The sequence below is a fragment of the Nostoc sp. genome, assembly GCF_036919615.1.
Taxonomy (GTDB): domain Bacteria; phylum Cyanobacteriota; class Cyanobacteriia; order Cyanobacteriales; family Nostocaceae; genus Nostoc.
Genome location: NZ_JBALCN010000106.1, coordinates 78,267 through 96,704, shown reverse-complemented (window position 1 = coordinate 96,704; position 18,438 = coordinate 78,267). Strand labels below are relative to the sequence as shown.

Annotated in this window: 15 protein-coding genes; 9 read left to right on the top strand and 6 right to left on the bottom strand. The window is 44.2% G+C overall.

Annotated features, from left to right (window positions below; genetic code table 11):
- Positions 1-343: 343 nt before the first annotated feature.
- Together priA and V7K48_RS33465 are read left to right on the top strand one after the other, a co-directional pair.
- Positions 344-2,935, top strand: a complete 2,592-nt coding sequence (gene priA, locus V7K48_RS33470) for a primosomal protein N' (protein ID WP_335079439.1) — start codon at positions 344-346, stop codon at positions 2,933-2,935.
- 2 nt (positions 2,936-2,937) lie between these two features.
- On the top strand, positions 2,938-4,821 hold the full coding sequence (locus tag V7K48_RS33465) for an Ig-like domain-containing protein (protein ID WP_335079437.1): 1,884 nt from the start codon (positions 2,938-2,940) through the stop codon (positions 4,819-4,821).
- Between the two features lie 108 nt (positions 4,822-4,929).
- Here the strand turns inward: V7K48_RS33465 and V7K48_RS33460 are convergent, their stop codons facing one another.
- The 3 genes from V7K48_RS33460 to V7K48_RS33450 form a co-directional block, all read right to left on the bottom strand.
- Complete coding sequence (locus V7K48_RS33460; protein ID WP_334972731.1) at positions 4,930-5,604, bottom strand: response regulator transcription factor; 675 nt, start codon at positions 5,602-5,604, stop codon at positions 4,930-4,932.
- Between the two features lie 85 nt (positions 5,605-5,689).
- A complete protein-coding gene (locus V7K48_RS33455) occupies positions 5,690-6,793 on the bottom strand; it encodes a sensor histidine kinase (RefSeq protein WP_442949514.1) in 1,104 nt (367 codons plus the stop codon).
- 77 nt (positions 6,794-6,870) lie between these two features.
- Positions 6,871-7,038, bottom strand: coding sequence for a hypothetical protein (locus tag V7K48_RS33450; RefSeq protein WP_335079433.1), 168 nt, complete (start codon positions 7,036-7,038; stop codon positions 6,871-6,873).
- A gap of 260 nt (positions 7,039-7,298) precedes the next feature.
- Between V7K48_RS33450 and kdpA the strand changes: the two genes are divergently transcribed.
- Entirely contained in the window at positions 7,299-8,984 is a 1,686-nt protein-coding gene (kdpA, locus tag V7K48_RS33445) for a potassium-transporting ATPase subunit KdpA (RefSeq protein ID WP_335079431.1), read from the top strand.
- Between the two features lie 74 nt (positions 8,985-9,058).
- Here the strand turns inward: kdpA and V7K48_RS33440 are convergent, their stop codons facing one another.
- The gene (locus V7K48_RS33440) at positions 9,059-9,244 is read right to left on the bottom strand and encodes a hypothetical protein (RefSeq protein WP_335079429.1); all 186 of its coding nucleotides are present in this window, start codon (positions 9,242-9,244) and stop codon (positions 9,059-9,061) included.
- Positions 9,245-9,507: 263 nt separating this feature from the next.
- Positions 9,508-9,696, bottom strand: a complete 189-nt coding sequence (locus V7K48_RS33435; RefSeq protein ID WP_335079427.1) for a hypothetical protein — start codon at positions 9,694-9,696, stop codon at positions 9,508-9,510.
- A gap of 80 nt (positions 9,697-9,776) precedes the next feature.
- On the opposite strand from V7K48_RS33435, the gene kdpB reads away from it, so the two are divergent.
- The 4 genes from kdpB to V7K48_RS33415 all read left to right on the top strand — a co-directional run bounded on the left by kdpB (position 9,777) and on the right by V7K48_RS33415 (position 14,253).
- Positions 9,777-11,882, top strand: a complete 2,106-nt coding sequence (gene kdpB, locus V7K48_RS33430) for a potassium-transporting ATPase subunit KdpB (protein WP_335079597.1) — start codon at positions 9,777-9,779, stop codon at positions 11,880-11,882.
- A 153-nt stretch (positions 11,883-12,035) separates the two neighbouring features.
- Complete coding sequence (locus V7K48_RS33425) at positions 12,036-12,170, top strand: hypothetical protein (RefSeq protein WP_335079425.1); 135 nt, start codon at positions 12,036-12,038, stop codon at positions 12,168-12,170.
- 61 nt (positions 12,171-12,231) lie between these two features.
- Positions 12,232-12,834 carry a K(+)-transporting ATPase subunit C gene (gene kdpC / locus V7K48_RS33420; protein ID WP_335079422.1) on the top strand — a complete coding sequence of 201 codons (603 nt, stop codon included), beginning with the start codon at positions 12,232-12,234 and terminating at the stop codon, positions 12,832-12,834.
- A gap of 237 nt (positions 12,835-13,071) precedes the next feature.
- The gene (locus V7K48_RS33415) at positions 13,072-14,253 is read left to right on the top strand and encodes a universal stress protein (RefSeq protein WP_335079420.1); all 1,182 of its coding nucleotides are present in this window, start codon (positions 13,072-13,074) and stop codon (positions 14,251-14,253) included.
- 129 nt (positions 14,254-14,382) lie between these two features.
- Here the strand turns inward: V7K48_RS33415 and V7K48_RS33410 are convergent, their stop codons facing one another.
- Positions 14,383-15,798: a folate/biopterin family MFS transporter gene (locus V7K48_RS33410; RefSeq protein WP_335079418.1), complete on the bottom strand. Its 1,416-nt coding sequence runs from the start codon at positions 15,796-15,798 to the stop codon at positions 14,383-14,385.
- Positions 15,799-16,467: 669 nt separating this feature from the next.
- On the opposite strand from V7K48_RS33410, the gene V7K48_RS33405 reads away from it, so the two are divergent.
- A complete protein-coding gene (locus tag V7K48_RS33405; protein WP_335079416.1) occupies positions 16,468-17,730 on the top strand; it encodes an anhydro-N-acetylmuramic acid kinase in 1,263 nt (420 codons plus the stop codon).
- Between the two features lie 82 nt (positions 17,731-17,812).
- Positions 17,813-18,259, top strand: a complete 447-nt coding sequence (locus V7K48_RS33400) for a hypothetical protein (protein WP_334972713.1) — start codon at positions 17,813-17,815, stop codon at positions 18,257-18,259.
- The last annotated feature ends 179 nt before the right edge of the window (positions 18,260-18,438 follow it).

Here is an 18,438-nt window from a genome sequence, read left to right as displayed (position 1 = left end):
TGGCATGATCTTACTTGTATAAAAGCATCTCATATGCTGAAAGGGTTGAATATCTATCGATAGGCGGAAAAAGCCTACTCCCTATTTAGTAGATAGAGCAACTATTGCAGCAAGAGCCGACATGCTTTTATTTGTATAGTGGGCACCAAATATTTATTGCATGTATAGTTGATACGAATTTGTCTAGTAGATTACATAAGAGGAAACTTATCAAGTATTATGAATGATAACAGTATTGAGAAATACTATTTAAATTTAAAAAAGCAAAAAAATAGAGTTTATTTAGCTGGGTTAATTTTGACCAGCTAGGTAAAGAAAATCTCTAACTATAAAGTCAGCAATTATGTATATTAATGACGTAAATTTATCTCCTTTAGTGGTAGCCCAAGCTAGTGAATCATACCAGTCAGGTGCAACTCTTAATAGGTGGGTTGAAGTACTGGTAGACTGTCCAGGAAGTACAGGACTATTTACTTATCGATTGCCAGCCCAGTTAAAAATAAAACCAGGAGATATTTTGAGTGTGCCATTTGGGGCACAACAATTAGGAGCGATCGCTATTCGGTTACTGGCACAACCAAATGTCGATTTAGCACCAGAAAAAATCCGGGAAGTAGAAGATATAGTCAGCGTTGGATTTTTCCCAAGTGCTTATTGGGAATTACTCAATCGAGTTGCTGCATATTACTATACGCCCCTGATTCAAGTGATCCGGGTTGCTCTGCCACCAGGGTTGCTGGGGCGATCGCAGCGTCGTATCCGGATCATTAAAGGCAGGGGGGCAGAGGGGAGTAATTATTTACTTGCATCTCCCAATCCTTCAACTTTCCTGACTCCAACTGCGCGGCAAATTTGGGAACTTTTACAAGCACAGCCAGCGGGAGATTACAGTTTCGTCTACCTCCAACAAAAAGTCAAATCTGCTTATCGAGGAATTCGCGAGTTGTTGCGATTCGGTTTAATAGAAAGCTACTTAGAACCACCACGACTGACTCGACCAAAGCTGCAAAAAGCAGTCACGCTCATAGGTATAATCGACCACGACTTAACTACTCGCCAAAGAGAGATTTTGGAAGTACTACGACGGCGTGGTGGGGAGTTGTGGCAAAATGAATTACTGCAAATTTGCAATGCTAGTTTCTCTATCCTCAAGACGTTGACTCAAAAGGGTTACATCGTTATCGAAGAACGAGAAGTATTGCGAACCGAACAGGGCCCAGTAGTAGTAGGCGATGGTGCTAAATCCTTAACTGCTGCCCAAGCTAGCGCCTTAGAAACAATTCAGACATTAGATGGATTTGCTCAAGTTTTATTGCATGGGGTGACAGGTTCAGGAAAAACCGAAGTATATTTGCAAGCGATCGCACCCCTCCTCAATCAAGGCAAATCCGCCCTTGTCTTAGTCCCAGAAATTGGACTCACACCCCAGCTAACTGATCGTTTTCGTGCCCGTTTTGGCAATAAGGTTAGCGTCTATCACAGCGCCCTCTCAGATGGTGAACGTTACGACACTTGGCGGCAAATGCTCACAGGAGAACCTCAAGTTGTCATTGGTACCCGCAGCGCCGTTTTCGCTCCTTTACCTAAATTGGGTTTAATCATTTTAGATGAAGAACACGACAGCAGCTTTAAGCAAGACTCCCCCATCCCCACCTATCACGCCCGCACCGTCGCACAGTGGCGAGCAGAGTTAGAAAATTGTCCTTTGGTGTTGGGTTCCGCTACGCCTTCCTTGGAGAGTTGGGTAAGCGTTGGAACCTCACCCCCTAGCCCCCTCTGTGCAAGCAGAGAGGGGAGACAAGAAAGGAATTTTAACTCATCACTTTTAAATCAGGAGGCAGGAGGCAGGAATTATTACTTAAGTTTGCCCGAACGTATCAACTCGCGCCCACTACCGCCAGTGGAAATAGTCGATATGCGGCAAGAGTTGCAGCAGGGAAATCGTTCTATATTTAGTAGATCGCTGCAAGAAGCTTTGCAACAGTTACAAGAAAGAAAACAACAGGGGATTTTATTTATCCATCGCCGGGGACACAGTACTTTTGTATCTTGTCGCAGTTGTGGATATGTGTTGGAATGTCCGCACTGTGATGTGTCGTTAGCGTATCACCACACCGAAGAAAAAGCCCCAGAATTATTGCGCTGTCATTATTGTAACTATGCGCGATCGCATCCCAAATATTGCCCCGATTGCAGTTCACCTTACCTGAAATTTTTCGGTAGTGGTACTCAACGAGTAACACAGGAATTAGCGCGACAATTCCCTGAGTTACGCTTGATTCGTTTTGATAGCGATACCACTCGCAATAAAGGCTCACACCGCACCCTACTTACCCAGTTTGCCAACGGCGAAGCAGATTTATTAGTAGGAACGCAAATGCTTACCAAAGGTTTAGATTTACCCCAGGTGACACTTGTGGGCGTCGTTGCTGCTGATGGATTGCTAAATTTATCAGATTATCGCGCCAGTGAACGGGCGTTTCAAACCCTAACTCAGGTAGCTGGACGTGCTGGTAGAGGCGACGATCCGGGTAGGGTTATTGTGCAAACTTATACTACAGAGCATCAGGTAATTACAGCAGTGCGATCGCACGATTATCAGTCTTTCTCTCAAACTGAATTAGACCAACGCCAAGCACTCAATTATCCCCCATATGGGCGGTTAATTTTGTTGCGCTTAAGTAGTCTCGATCCGATTCAAGTGCAAAATACAGCCCAAATTATCGCCACAGCTTTGAGTACCCAAGAAGAATTCGAGATATTGGGCCCAGCACCAGCGAGTATTTTACGAGTAGCTAATCGTTATCGCTGGCAGATATTGATTAAATTTGACCCCGATGCATTGCCACAATTGCCCGATTGGGAAGAAGTGCGATCGCTTTGTCCGCAGTCTGTTAGCTTGACAATAGATGTAGATCCACTAAATATTATGTGATCATGATTTACAAGATTAAACCCAAAATACTGGTATTAGCAATTTTTCAAGCGATTAATTTTCAACCAAATAACGCTCCTGTACCATCTAAGTATATTAAAGATATTGGTCAAGCCGACAATGATACTCGGTTAACCGCAGTTACCCGAATTGTTAATGTTACCGATAGCAAGCTGACAATTGATGCCAAAGGTGGTAGGAATACCAAACTCAACTATATTGCGATCGCAGGGGGTAACCGTCCCTCGGTTAGAACGAGCAATATTACTGATAGTCAGACAAATGTGTCCCCAGATATCTCGATTACAGCAGACTTGAATCTCCCCAACAGTGGGATTGCGATTAATACCCTTTCAGCCTCAACCATCAAGCTGATCGATACTAGCACTAATACACAAGTCGATGCCAATTACAACACTTCGGGTGGCACAGATGTGATTGTAGTGTCCCCGATAAATCATCTCAAAAATAATACCAAATATCTGTTACAAATCACCGACGGGGTTAGAGATAGCAATGGTGCTGCATTCTTACCCTATAGCATCAGTTTCACAACAGGCATCTTTAAAAACCGAGAAAGCCATATCACTTTTGAGCAAATCTCACTACCGAATGTACCTAACAAACCTTATACCACAGTATCAATTGGCCCTGACAATAAACTCTATGCTGCCACCTTACTAGGTGAGATTTTGCGCTTCCCGATCAATGCTAATGGCACTCTGGGTATACCACAAACGATTTCCTCATTGCAGACTGCTAATCATGGTAATCGAACTATTATTGGTATGCACTTTGATCCTTCATCAACAAATGCTAGCAACCTAATTCTATGGGTAACAAACAGCTACTACTGGAATGGAACTGTTAATGCCCCGGACTGGACTGGTAAAATTACTCAGTTGAGCGGTTCCAACCTAAAGACAGTAAAAGACTATGTGGTTGATTTACCACGTTCAAGCCGGGATCATCTAACCAACAGCATTGAGTTTAAGCCTAATGAGCCAAATGTGCTGTATGTGTTGCAGGGTAGTAATAGTAGTATGGGCGCACCAAACAAAGTCTGGAGTAATCGTCCTGAGCGGTTGTTAAATGCTGCTGTATTACGAGTTGACCTGTCCAAGATCGCCTCACTTCCTTTAAGCGTTAAGACGGAGGATGGAGGTACTTATAACCCCTTTAAACCGGGAGCAGCTGTAACTATCTTTGCAACCGGTGTACGTAATGCCTACGATCTGGTTTGGCACACCAATGGTCAGTTATATGTGCCAACAAATGGCTCAGCTGCTGGTGGCAATACGCCAAATACACCTATCCACCTACCTATTGCCTGCCAAAATCGGATCGATAAAGCTACTAATGGGGCTTATACTAGTCCATCTGTGCCTGGCCTTAGCAATATAGGCACGCAGCGAGATTATCTGTTTCGTGTTGTTAAAAATGGTTATTATGGTCACCCCAATCCTAAGCGTTGTGAGTGGGTGTTGAGTGGAGGGAATCCCACAAATGGTACAGACCCAGGTCAGGTAAATGAATATCCCATTGGGACTCGACCTGACCGAAATTGGAAGGGTATTGCTTTCGATTTCGGAGAGCATTTTTCGCCAAATGGTATCATTGAATACCGTAGTAATATTTTAGGTGGCCAGCTGCAAGGTAAACTGCTGGTGACACGCTACAGTGCTGGTAAAGACATCATTGTCCTAACACCAGGTGGCGCAAACTTGGATATTGTAAATTTCCAAACAGGTATAACTGGCTTCACTGGTTTTAACCCAAGTCCATTGGATTTGGTTGAGAATCCTACAAATGGATATCTCTACGTAGCGCAGCTCAATCAAGGGACTGGCATGGGCAAAATTACACTTGTGCGTCCACTTAAGTAATATCAGTTAAGAAGGGGCAGGGGGCAGGGGGAAAGAATTCTCCCCTTTTCTCCTTGCTCCTTGTCTTCTTCTTCCCATCTGATTTCTCCCCAAGTCCCCAAGTCTGTTTTAATTGATTAACAGTTCTGGTGCTACCAATCCTTTTTGGATGGCTAAGACTGCGGCTTGAGTGCGATCGCGTACTTCTAGTTTCTGCAAAATAGCATGGACATGCACCCGCACTGTACCAGGGGCAATGTAGAGAATCTCAGCAATTTCTTGATTGCTTTTGCCAGCTGCTACCAGTGCCAAAATTTCTTGCTCCCGCTTCGTTAGGGGATTTTCTAAGGTCTCGTCAGTTTTTGCGGGCTGTACCGCTATAAAATTGCCCTCAAAAGCGGCTCTAATTTCTGTTGTTGCTGTTTGATCCCACCAAGAAGCCCCTGCTGCAACCGATCGCACTGCCAATATTAGAGACTCAGCAGGAATACCTTTAAGGCAGTAACCTTGCGCCCCAGCCGCAATTAACCGCGAAATCAAGGGTTTTTCAGAACGAGACGTTAAAACGAGAATTGGTAAAGTTGGGTGCTTCTGCTTGATTTGGCGACAAGCCTCAATCCCGCCAATTCCCGGTAAACCTATATCCAACAAGACCAAATCCAGGGGATAGCGATTTGCAAATTCTACAGCTTGTTCTCCATCTTCTGCTTCTGCGACAATCTCCAAACTAGTTTCTTGTTGCAACCGCATCCGCAGACCAAGCCGAAATAATTCATCATCTTCAACGAGCAAGATTTTCGTCATTTGTTATTGGTCATTGGTCATTTTGGTCATTGATCAGAAATTAGGAATTCTCTTCCTGCCTCCCCTGCTCCCTTATCTCCACTCCTCAACTCGCCGGTGGTGGACAAGCTGGGAGTCGGAAACCAAACAGTGCGCCTCGTGGTGAGCGATTCTCTGCCCAAATTGTACCCCCATGAGCAGCAATAATTTGCCTGGTCAAATAAAGCCCTAGTCCAGATCCTGAGACGTGGCGATCGCTATGTCCTTGATAAAACCTCTCAAATAAGTGGGGTAACTCTTCTTCGGTAAAGCCGGAACCAGTATCGAGTATTTTTACTACTTGATCGCTAGAATAACCTTCAAGTACTACTTCAACTTTACCGCCACGAGGGGTATGGTTAATGCCATTACTCAGGAGATTAGTGAAGACTCGCCCTAGTTGCAAAAAATCACCATTTACCCAAAGAAAGCTGCGAAAATCTGATTCGCCATAGTGCAGAGAAATATAAACCTGACGTGTTTTCGCTAGTTCAGCCAGGGTGGCGATTATCTCCTCCGCCACAGTGACCAAGTTAACAGGTGATATCTGTAGTTTCAGCCCTTCGGCATCATTGCGGTACACATCTAAAAGAGTTTGGACTAATTGCAGTGTACTCCGATGACTACGAGCCATTGTTTGTAAGACTTTTGCTTGCATTGGCGTGATTTCACCAAATTGTTCATTTTGAAAATATTTCAGCGTTTCAATTGCTCCTAATAAGGGTGTTTTCAAATCATGCGTTAGGGTAGAAACAAAATCTTCACGCATGATAGCTAGTTGTTCTTGGGAGCGTAATTGTGCTTGCGTATAAGCGATCGCTTCTTCATTGCGGTGGTTGCGATCGCTTAACCAACCCGTTACCATCAACGCAAATACTGCAATTAACCTATTTGCCAACGTTGGGGGAGCAATTATTTCTCCTCCTGGGACAAACAAATTCAACAATGTTAATCCTGTAGCTGCCAGAGTGATCCCCAATACTGCTGCCCGATTCAATCGAGAATCTGCTAACAAAATTGTCCCTGTGTAGAGGTAGCCAAATACGTACTCAGGTGGTGTTATATATTCCAGTACTATCACAATAGCAAAGGCGATCGCTATTAGCCCATATGTCTTGCCACGCTCATTTAAAGCTTCTTTCATGGTTACTAATCGACTTAACATCGTCATTTATGATTTACTAAAAAATCCTGAGCATCCAATCTGTATAACTATTTAATTCACCAATTTAATTCACCAATGATGATTTATCTCCAATCTATATCTGCAAATGCCAACTTGAGAATTAATCCTAAAATTACGTTTATCCAGATGCAGGCAAGGGGACTGGGGACTGGGGACTGGGAACTGGCGACTGGGTAGTTGCCCACAAGGGGCGGGGTATCTACTACAATCTTCCCAATCCCTAATCCCATTAATAAAATCCTTTGGGATATTTATATTCTTTGAAAGTAGCAAACTTGGAAAATGTATTGTATAAACAAATAATCCTAACTACTGAGATAAATGAATTAAGAGTAAAAATTAAATATTCTTAACAAAAACTTTAACAATTATTTGGAAAAGAGTAATAACTGAAAATAGTAAATCCCTCAAAATCAAAAACTCCAACAGTTAATCTGTTATTTCTAAGAATTGGCTTGCTAGCACTTAAATATAATTGAGCGCGAAATATATGGGACAAGGTTTTTTGCAAATAGGCTTAACGCTGTGTATTGTCATAGCAATCACTCCGCTATTCGGTAGATACATAGCGCGTGTCTTCTTGGGAGAAAGAACACTGCTTGATTTTTTAATGAACCCGATAGAGCGAAGTATGTTCGTACTCGCGGGTGTCCGCAGAAAAGATGATATGACAGGTTTGCAGTATATCTGGGCTGTACTGTACAGCAATCTGATCATGGGTATTTCGGTGTATTTGCTGATATATTTTCAGAGACTCTTACCCTGGAATCCTAACGGCTTCAGTGCGCCCACCTGGGATGTATTACTGCACACAACGATTTCATTTGTGACAAATACCGACCAGCAACACTATGCTGGTGAGACAACCTTAAGTTATTTTAGCCAAGTAGCGGCTTTAGGCTTTTTGATGTTCACCTCCGCAGCTACCGGGTTAGCCGTGGGAATTGCCTTTATTCGCGGGTTGACGGGTCGAAGACTGGGGAACTTTTACGTCGATCTCGTCCGTGGGATTACGCGAATCTTGCTGCCGATTTCGATTATTGGAGCGATCGCCTTGCTTGTAGCAGGTGTACCACAAACATTAGCTGGGACTCTGGATCTTAGAACCTTGGATGGAGGGACGCAATATCTAGCCAGAGGCCCAGTGGCATCCTTTGAAATGATCAAACTTTTGGGCGAAAACGGCGGTGGCTTTTTTGGCGTCAACTCAGCCCATCCCTTTGAAAATCCCAATGGCGCTTCTAACTTGATAGAAATGCTCGCCATGATTTCTATCCCAGCAGCCTTGATTTACACCTACGGTATATTCGCCAACAACATCAAACAAGCTTGGTTGCTTTTCTGGATGGTATTTGTGATTTTTGTAGTTCTGGTAGGGGTAACAGCCGTGGGAGAACTGCAAGGTAATCCCCTTGTAAATAACGCCTTTGGATTAGAACAGCCCAATTTAGAGGGTAAAGAAGTTCGATTTGGCTGGGCACAAACGGCATTTTGGGCAGTGATGACTACCGCTACTATGTCTGGTGCTGTGAATGGGATGCACGATTCTTTGATGCCGCAAGGAATATTTTCAACTCTGTTCAACTTGTTTATTCAGGTTATCTGGGGGGGTCAAGGAACTGGAACAGCTTACTTATTCATTTACTTAATTCTCACAGTGTTCCTAACTGGACTAATGGGAGGACGCACCCCAGAGTTTTTAGGACGCAAAATTGAAAAGCGGGAAATCGTCCTCGTCAGCGTAGTGCTGTTGATTCACCCAATTCTAGTTTTGATTCCCAGTGCGATCGCCTTGGCTTATCCCATCTCTTTATCTGGAATTAGTAACCCTGGCTATCACGGTATTTCTCAAGTAGTTTATGAATACGTCTCAGCAGCAGCAAATAATGGCTCCGGCTTAGAGGGATTGAGGGATAACACCCTGTGGTGGAACTTGAGTACTTTAGTTAGCTTAATCGGAGGGCGCTACATTCCGATGATTGCCATCCTGTTGTTAGCTGACGGCATGTCTGGCAAACAACAAGTACAAGAAACCCCTGATACCTTAAGAACTGATTCTCTGGTATTTACTGGTATCACAGCTGGAGTGACACTGGTTTTGGGAGTGTTGACTTTCTTTCCCGTTCTGGCTTTAGGCCCCATAGCTGAGGGTTTGAAACTAGCATCTGGCAGTTAGAAGATTTATGAGTTATGAGTTATGAATTATGAGTTATAAATTTGGAATTAACAGAATATCAAAAAATAAATAAATTATCCGATTTCGTAGAAGAGCCAGTGCGTTGCGGTGAGTCCAGCGCTCTTTGGTAGGTTTCCTGCCGTAGGCGACTGGCTTTCCCGTTGGGAGGTTCCCGACGCTCGATAGCACAGCGTTAGCGACTGTACGTAGCGTCTGACTCGCTCTAAGCGAACGCGAACAGCGTCTTTTGGAGTTGCCATGCCTCTGGTTTGCGAACAGCGTCTCCTCTTCTCACATTGCTAGAGGCTGGCGCCAAGGGAGAAGGCTTTACGCTGCGCTATCCGTTGTAGCAACTGGCGTTTTGTTAACGTTCGCGTAGCGTACCGTAGGTAATCACTTAACGCACCTTACAGGTTGGATCTGTTTTTTATTGAAAATTCCTAATAACTCCTAACTCCTAACTCCTAACTCTTGATTCCTAACTCTGTCAATTTTAGATTTTGGTCGCACCTTTGGTGCGCTTCTAGCGCAACTTGGATTTTGGTGAAGCAGCGCGGTCTTCTCCCATTCGTGAGAGGCTAGCGCCTGCCGTAGGATGCCCGAACGCAAGAGCGTCTCCTTTAGGAGAAGGGCTGTAGGGGGTTTCCACGCCACTTGCTTTATGCCGGGGAACCCGTCCACCGCAGTGGCTCCCCATGAGTAACTGTACCAAGCCAAAGGGATTGAAGAAAAAATCTAAAATCTAAAATCTAAAATCCAAAATTGAATGACTCCTAACTCCTAACTTTATTTATAAATCAAGTGGCAACTAACTCCAAAGCTAGACGCCCAAATTCTCGTCTTGGCGATCGCCGCCAAGCACGTAAAAAGGCCAGGGCAAGTAATAAGTGGCTGTACTTAAGAGCAATTAGAAATGCTTTTGTCAAGCTCAATCCTAAATATGCAATCAAAAACCCAGTCATGTTTGTGGTTTGGGTGGGGACAATCATCACCCTATTGCTAACAATTGATCCCAACCTATTTGGCCCAGCCCTGCAAAAGAACCCACAACTTTTCAACGGCTTGTTGTCAGGGATTTTATTCTTTATAGTTTGGTTTGCCAATTTTGCTGAAGCAGTGGCAGAAGGGCGGGGTAAAGCCCAAGCCGATGTTTTGCGATCAACAAAATCAGAGACGAGCGCTAAAAAACTTGCTCCCGACGGCACAATTAGTCAAGTTTCATCCACCAGCCTCAAACAGGGCGATACCATCTACGTCGTTGCTGGCGATATTATCCCCGCTGATGGCGAAGTAATCATGGGTGTCGCCTCGGTGGATGAATCGGCAATTACTGGAGAATCTGCACCAGTATTAAAAGAATCAGGCTCTGACGTTGCCAGTTCCGTCACTGGTGGGACGCGGATTATCTCAGATGAACTAATTATCCACATCACATCTGACCCAGGCAAAGGCTTTATTCACCGGATGATTGCCTTGGTGGAAGGGGCAGAACGCAGCAAAACACCCAATGAAATTGCCCTGACAGTATTGCTAGCAGTTCTAAGCTTAGTGTTTTTGTTAGTCGTGGTAACCTTGCCTGCACTTGCTTACTATGTCAACAGTCCAGTCAGCGTGCCAATTTTGATTGCCCTATTAGTAGCATTGATTCCGACGACGATTGGCGGTTTACTAAGTACCATCGGTATTGCTGGTATGGATCGAGTTGCCCAATTTAACGTTATTGCTACTTCCGCACGAGCAGTTGAAGCCTGTGGTGATGTGAACATTTTAGTTCTCGACAAGACAGGTACAATTACCCTCGGCAACCGCTTGGCGGAAGAGTTTATTCCCATCAACAGTCATTCAATCTCGGAACTTGCGAATGTTGCGTGGGCGGCTAGTGTCTTTGACAATACACCAGAAGGTAAATCCATTGTCCGACTGGCAGAAAAATTAGGCGCACGGTTTGATTTTGACTCCAGTCAGGCAGAAGGAGTCGATTTTGACTCCAAAACACGCATAAGTGGTACGAACTTGCCTGGTGGACACGAGGCCAGGAAGGGAGCAGTCGGAGCCATTAAAGAATTTGTCCGTTCCCCCAACGAACACGATACACCAGAATTGGATGCTGCCTACGTAAGAGTTTCTCGCTTGGGAGGTACACCCCTAGCAGTCAGCCTAGATAATGAAATCTATGGGATTGTTTATCTCAAAGATATAGTTAAACCTGGTATCCGCGATCGCTTTCTTGCACTGCGACGGATGGGAGTACGTACCATCATGTTGACTGGAGACAACCGAATTACAACTTCTGTCATTGCCAAAGAAGCTGGAGTTGATGACTTCATTGCCGAAGCCACACCAGAAGACAAAATCAGCATCATTAAAAACGAACAAGCAGCAGGTAAACTGGTTGCCATGACGGGAGATGGGACTAATGATGCTCTAGCATTAGCCCAAGCTAACGTTGGTGTCGCGATGAATACAGGGACGCAAGCTGCAAAAGAAGCCGCCAACATGGTCGATTTGGACTCCGATCCCACAAAGCTGATCGATATCATTAGCATTAGCAAACAATTGTTGATTACTCGTGGAGCATTAATGACATTTTCTATCGCTAATGATATTGCTAAATACTTTGCAATTATCCCAGTGATATTTGTCGCTGCTAACCTACAAAGCTTGAATATTATGAATTTGACTAGCCCTAAATCTGCTGTACTATCAGCGCTGATTTACAACGCTTTGATTATTCCCGCATTGATTCCCTTAGCAATAAAGGGTGTGCGCTTTAGACCGCTGACAGCTAATCAGCTACTCCAACGCAATATCTTAATTTATGGCTTAGGTGGGTTAATTGCGCCGTTTATTGCCATTAAGCTAATAGATATACTGATTACAGTTGTAGGCTTGGCTTAAGGACAGCAAAAGTAGAGACACTGCTAAACAAACGTGTCTTGCCAAGGTAATATGATAAACATTTTTGCCTTTTTTATTTTTACTTTTACCTATTGAGAGGAGGAACAAGAAAAATATGAATAAACATCGTTTTCACTCAGCACTGCTTCGGCGATGTCCTTTGTTTGGTCGCAATGGCCTAAACAACACCTACTACTCGCTATTTTTATCCTGCTGTGCTTGAATGTGGTAGTTCCCTCAGTTGTTTCTGCTGTTGCTAACAGCACCCTGAAACATCTTGCTGGGTAGGCAAAAGAATTAAAAATTAAAAATTAAAAATTAAATTCTAGGAGCAATTGGAAAACTTTTTATGGCTATTATTCGAGAAACCATCAGAGCAATTTTCATAACTCTAATGCTTTGGTTGTTGACTGCAATCATCTATCCTCTGGTAATCCTTGTAGTCGGTCAAGTTTTTTTGCCCTATCAAGCTAACGGCAGTATCACGCTGAATCTAAATAATCAACCAATTGGTTCCGCTTTGATTGGTCAGGTGTTCACATCTGAGCGATATTTCCATTCTCGCCCCAGTACTGTGAGGTATAGCCAAGGAAAAAAAGCCAAGCCAACTGGCATATCTGGAGCCAGCAATCTCGCTGCTAGCAATCCAGAGCTACTAAAGCGGATTCTAGAACAGGCAAATCAATTGCGAGACGAAAATCTTCAACCGCTCGCTGATATAATTTATACTTCCGGCTCCGGTTTAGATCCGCATATTTCCTTCAAAGCAGCACGACAGCAATTGACGCGGGTTGCTGGTGCACGTGGAGTGAAAGAAGATGAGATCCTACGTTTAATTAATAAGTATACTGATGGCAGATTTTTATGGATTTTTGGCGAACCAGGAGTCAATGTTCTCCGATTGAATTATGCTCTTGACTTGCAAGATTTTAATCGTCAGCAAAATCAATAAATGTGAATGGGGCATTGGGCATTGTTAAAGAGTCGTTTTCCGATGAAGTAGGAGTACTATAACAGTCCTAAATGAGTCGTGAAAAATATAGATGAGGAAACGAACCGCCAACTCTTGGAGAGGCTGACGCCAACGCGTAGCGTCTCCAAGAGTTGGACGCAAAGAGAAGAAAGAAGAAAGAGATATGTAATTTTCACAAATGATTTAGGACTGTTATATATAGGAACCAAGAATGAAATGTCAGATAATACTAATACTGGTTCGGCTGGCGCTGCACCTTTAAATTCTGCAAGTTACTCGCTTTATCCGGTACGACGGCAGGGCAAGCATAAAATATTTATTGGCATGGCTCCTGGAGTAGGCAAAACCTACCGGATGCTAGAAGAGGGACACGCACTCAAACATGAAGGAATTGATGTCATCGTTGGGCTTTTGGAAACCCACGGACGCAAGGAGACATCTAAAAAGGCAGAGGGATTGGAGATTGTACCCCGCAAGCAATATCCTCGAGGTGAGTTAACACTAACGGATATGGATACAGATACTATTTTAAAGCGATCGCCCCAATTAGTCTTAATCGATGAACTTGCCCATACCAACGTCCCTGGTTCCCCACGCGAAAAACGCTACGAAGATATAGAAATAGTTTTAGCAGCAGGTATTGATGTCTACTCCACAATGAATGTCCAACATTTGGAAAGTCTCAATGACTTAGTAGCCAGAATTACAGGTGTAGTAGTCCGTGAGCGGGTTCCTGACAGGATTCTGGATGAAGCAGATGAAGTTGTGTTAGTAGATGTCACACCGGAAACCCTGCAAGAACGGTTATTAGAAGGCAAGATTTACGCACCGCAAAAAATCCAACAATCCCTCGATAATTTTTTCCAACGCCGTAACCTGATTGCTTTACGGGAGTTGGCTTTACGGGAAGTAGCAGACAATGTGGAAGAAAATGCCATCGCTACTACTCCCAATGGGCAATTCTGTAATATTCACGAGCGGGTTTTGGTGTGTGTATCCACTTATCCCAACTCAGTGCAGCTGTTACGTAGGGGTGCGAGGCTGGCTAACTACATGAATGCCCCACTTTATACCTTGTTTGTTGCTGCTCCAGAGCGCTTCCTCACCAAGGAGGAAAGCTTACACATCCACACTTGTGAGAAACTCTGTAAAGAATTTGAAGGTACTTTTCTTCGTGTTACCAACAGTAACATCGCCAATGCGATCGCTCAAGTCGCCGAGAAATATCGGATCACCCAAATTGTAATTGGAGAGAGTCAGCGAACCTCCTTCGGAGGCGCTTTGCTAACACGCTGGCAAATGCTCCTCAAAGGATCTTTGACGCAAAAATTGGTGCGCTTGCTGAAAAACATCGATTTGCATATCATCGCTAGCGAAAAAATGGTTTCACCCAAATAGGGGATCAAATTTCCATAAAAATCTCAGAAGTAAAGCTCCCATGTTTTTTCTTGTTACCTTGCACAAAATATGTAGCTGCTAAAAAATTCATTTGCAACTTTGCTACGTCAGTGCGTGAAATTTATTACACTATTCCACTATTTCCGACTCTGATTCTCTCAGTACCAACTCAGACATCAAATCAGGCAAAAACGGTTGTTCCCCATCTTTGGGTGTTTCAGTTTGCTCTTGGGCAGCAGGTAGCCAGTTGATAAATGGTAGGGGTAACAGCGTGCTGAGGTTAGTAATTAGCACCAATAGCCAAAGTGACTCAAAGTTCGTTGCAGTGATCCCCAGCCAATAGGTGATTAATGCGCCAAATGCATGGGAAACTGTTCCTGCTGAATTAAACACCGACATTAATAAGGCAAATAATGTTGCTTCCACACCAGAGGGACAAAGCCTTGCTGCTAGCACCATCACTTGCATAAAGGCAATTTTCCCCATCACAGTGAGAATAAGACTATCACCTAAACTAAACCAGTGGTCATCTATACCCAATAGCCTGTTTGTGTGAGTCACTAATAACAGCATCGTCATCCCCAAAATTGAGGAAAGGACGGTACTCCAAGCAAAAATCACACGAAAAGGGATGCTTTTGAGGAAACGTTGAAAAATCCAAACACCTGCTAAAGAAGCGAAACTTGTCACCAAATGCACCCGCCCCAGAAATTCTGGTTCAAAGTGGAGTTCATTGGTAGAGAAGTAGAAAAAGGCTGAGTCCGCATTTGGGGTAGCTTGCCAGATGAAGATAAAAGCCGTTGGTAGCCAAATTGTTTTTTGGCTAATGGCTTGGCGTAGCTGCCCCAGTTGATGTTTGATTGGTAAAGAGTTGGTGTGATTACTATCTTCAGAATCTTTACTAACGGGAGACTCAGCAATTAACCAAGCTACCCCTGAAACGAGCAGAGGGAATAAGGCGGTAATCCCAAAGACAGTACGGGTAGTAAAGTATTGGAGCAGCAGACCGCTAAAGTATGCTGTTATCAAACCTCCGATCGCCGAAGCACCCCAACACAGAGATTGTAATGAACCGGCTTTGGCTTGCGATTCGTTTCTGGCTCGTTCGACAACCAGCGAGTCAACTATGACATCACTCATGGCGACAGAGAGAGAACCAAGAGCGATCGCTAACGTAGCTGCCCAGCTAGTATGAACTATTGTGGCCAGACTCACCCAAGAAGCAGTTCCCAGTATCCCGGATAAAATCAAGTAAGGACGCCGACGATAGCCAAATATAGGCAAGCCATCAGAGATAAAACCAAACACCGGCTTGATCATCCAAGGTAGGAAGACAATTCCCAATAGCGCCGACACCTGGACTGGACTCAGCAGCAGTTCATCTTTGAGGAAAAAGCTAACGGCTAGACGCGATAGCCCTAAAATTCCTTGGACAAAGTAGACGGTGAGAATTGCAATTAACTCCGCATTAGGTTCATTACCCAAAAAGATTTTTTGTGTTAATGAGTCTTTGACCTTGGACAAGCCAGATGATTGAAGCACCATTCGATAAATATTTCTTAAATTTTATCTACTTTTCTATCATATCGATTCTTAGGATATGGGCTTTGTGTAAGCTTTTTGCTTTTATTTCTGCTTTGAGTATTCTTTAGAGCTTTCTTAACAACTTTTCTTTCCTCCAGCAAGATTGCCCTGAGTATAGCTGCCTTGTCCTTACTCCTACTTTAAAAGCTTGCTATGCGTTGCATTGACGTAGGAGAAGGGCTGATCATAAATGGCAAAAGGATTAGGGCGAGCTTACTTAGGTAAACTCCTCCTTCTCCAGTCAACTATGCCACCCTAGTACCGCAAGGCGAAAATCACTGATTCAAAAGTCAAAAGAAATACAGCGTAAACGTTCGTTGATTTGAAATGGTGAGGCAGTCCGGTCTTCTCACAAAGGGAGAGGCTAGCGCCTGCCGTAGGATGCCCGTTCGCGGAGCGTCTCGTAGAGAAGGGCTGTAGGGGGTTCCCCCGATGAGGAACTGCCGAACCCGTTAGCGCAGCGTAAAGCCTGCGGCATGGCAACTCTTAGAGACGCTATTCGCGTTCGCTTAGAGCGAGTCCTCGAGCGTCAGGGGTTGTTTATTTCCGCCGCGCTGTACTAGTTTTTTTTGATATGGGTAGTAACATGAATTAGACTACCTCTTGCAATCAACAAAAGAATCTTTATCAATGCATCCGACTGAAGAAGCTGCCGTCCCTACTCGCGTTATCGGTTTAATTAGTGGCACATCCGTAGATGGCATAGACGCTGCGTTGGTAGAGATTTCCGGCACAGAATTGGATCTCAAAGTTGAGTTGCTAGCTGGGGCAACATATCCCTATCCAGCCGAACTCAGAGAAAGAATATTGGCAGTTGGTGCAGGCGTTGCCATCTCAATGGCAGAATTGGCAGAAATAGATGATGCGATCGCTGTTGTCTTTGCTCAAGCTGCCCAAAATATTCAAATTGGTCATCAACCACCGACTCTCGTCGGCTCCCACGGCCAGACAGTTTATCATCGACCACCTGGGGGAGCAAGGGAGCAGGGGAGCAGAGAAATCTTAATTTCTGACTCCTCACGGGCTAAACAACAGCTATCCGCTAACAGCACTCCCTTAGGTTATAGTCTGCAATTAGGGCGCGGTGCATTAATTGCCCATCTTACAGGCATTACAACTGTGAGCAACTTCCGCGTTGCTGATATCGCTATTGGTGGTCATGGTGCGCCTTTGGTGCCCAGAGTAGATGCCTATTTACTTAGTCATCCCCAAGAGGGGCGTTGTATTCAAAACATTGGTGGTATTGGTAATGTTGCTTATATTCTGCCTCAGCATGGCGACTGGCTCTCAAAAATTCGCGCTTGGGATACTGGCCCAGGAAATAGTCTATTGGATCTGGCAGTAGAGCATTTAAGCGCTGGTGCTAAAACTTACGATGAAGATGGTAATTGGGCAGCGAGTGGTACTCCTTGCCATCCGTTGGTAGAACAATGGCTTAACCAAGACTATTTTCATCTGCCGCCACCCAAATCTACTGGTCGAGAGTTATTTGGTGTGACTTACCTGCATCAGTGCTTAAAAGATGCTCAAGCATACCAACTCAATCCTGCCGACATACTGGCAACTCTCACCGAACTTACAGCTGCTTCAATTGTTCATAGTTACCGCACTTTTTTACCGGAAATGCCACAACGGGTACTATTATGTGGCGGTGGTAGTCGCAATCTCTATTTGAAACAAAGATTACAGTTGTTATTGACATCAATACCAGTCTGGACTACAGATGAAGTCGGCTTGAGCGCAGATTTTAAAGAAGCGATCGCCTTCGCGGTTTTAGCCTACTGGCGACATTTGGGTATTCCTGGCAACCTACCTACTGCCACTGGGGCATCTCAAGAAGTGCTTTTGGGAGAAATTTACCAACGTCAGGACTTAGCATTTAGCCCGGGCTAAACCATAGCTATCCGCTAACGCAACTCAGCACTGCTATAACTGTAGTCTTGGCGGCACTCGATCAAGACAGGGAATATAGAAGGTGGCTCATACTTTTTTATTGGAACCAGGACGCTGGGCAATGCAAGGAAATTGGCTGGAACGTAATGGTACGCCAATCAGCGTCAAGGGTATGACCTTGGTAGCTTGGAATCGAGATAACTGGTTCACTATGGCCACAAAACTGATATTTCCTGGTAGCGATCGCTCCGAAATCTCTCTACAATACAAGGGACGATTACATGAGGGAGAGCGTCAGTATACTTTTTTACTACAACATAATCTTTTGGGGCAGGTTGAAGGCGAAGGCTGGATTGGTCTAGATACGATTGTGCAGCGTTACTGGGTACTAGGCGATCGTCAGCGTCGTAGTGGCTTTGAAACCCTGCACCGGATTTCGGAAGATACATACTACCTCAGTAGTGGCATCTTGGCTGGTCATTTTTTAACTAACACGATGGAAGCTAGCCTAGAGCGTCAGTCAACCTAAGGGCAGTGCTTTTAAGCTAGAAGCTGACTGATCAAACAACTTTGGCAACGTTCAATTAAAGAAGTCATCGTTTATTCTCACTAACCTACTGAGTTATATATAGCAATCCGAATTAGATTAAATTAAATTATGAGAAAATCCGAAAAGAAATATAAATACGTATTTATTCAGTTTTTCAA

Coding starts and splice junctions, on each gene's coding strand:
- V7K48_RS33450 (WP_335079433.1), bottom strand. CDS start 7,038: ATGGGATTAGGGATTGGGAAGATTGTAGTAGATACCCCGCCCCTTGTG.
- V7K48_RS33455 (WP_442949514.1), bottom strand. CDS start 6,793: ATGACGATGTTAAGTCGATTAGTAACCATGAAAGAAGCTTTAAATGAG.
- V7K48_RS33415 (WP_335079420.1), top strand. CDS start 13,072: ATGTCAGATAATACTAATACTGGTTCGGCTGGCGCTGCACCTTTAAAT.
- V7K48_RS33460 (WP_334972731.1), bottom strand. CDS start 5,604: ATGACGAAAATCTTGCTCGTTGAAGATGATGAATTATTTCGGCTTGGT.
- V7K48_RS33405 (WP_335079416.1), top strand. CDS start 16,468: ATGCATCCGACTGAAGAAGCTGCCGTCCCTACTCGCGTTATCGGTTTA.
- kdpC (WP_335079422.1), top strand. CDS start 12,232: ATGGCTATTATTCGAGAAACCATCAGAGCAATTTTCATAACTCTAATG.
- priA (WP_335079439.1), top strand. CDS start 344: ATGTATATTAATGACGTAAATTTATCTCCTTTAGTGGTAGCCCAAGCT.
- kdpA (WP_335079431.1), top strand. CDS start 7,299: ATGGGACAAGGTTTTTTGCAAATAGGCTTAACGCTGTGTATTGTCATA.
- V7K48_RS33440 (WP_335079429.1), bottom strand. CDS start 9,244: ATGGCAACTCCAAAAGACGCTGTTCGCGTTCGCTTAGAGCGAGTCAGA.
- V7K48_RS33425 (WP_335079425.1), top strand. CDS start 12,036: ATGTCCTTTGTTTGGTCGCAATGGCCTAAACAACACCTACTACTCGCT.
- V7K48_RS33410 (WP_335079418.1), bottom strand. CDS start 15,798: ATGGTGCTTCAATCATCTGGCTTGTCCAAGGTCAAAGACTCATTAACA.
- V7K48_RS33465 (WP_335079437.1), top strand. CDS start 2,938: ATGATTTACAAGATTAAACCCAAAATACTGGTATTAGCAATTTTTCAA.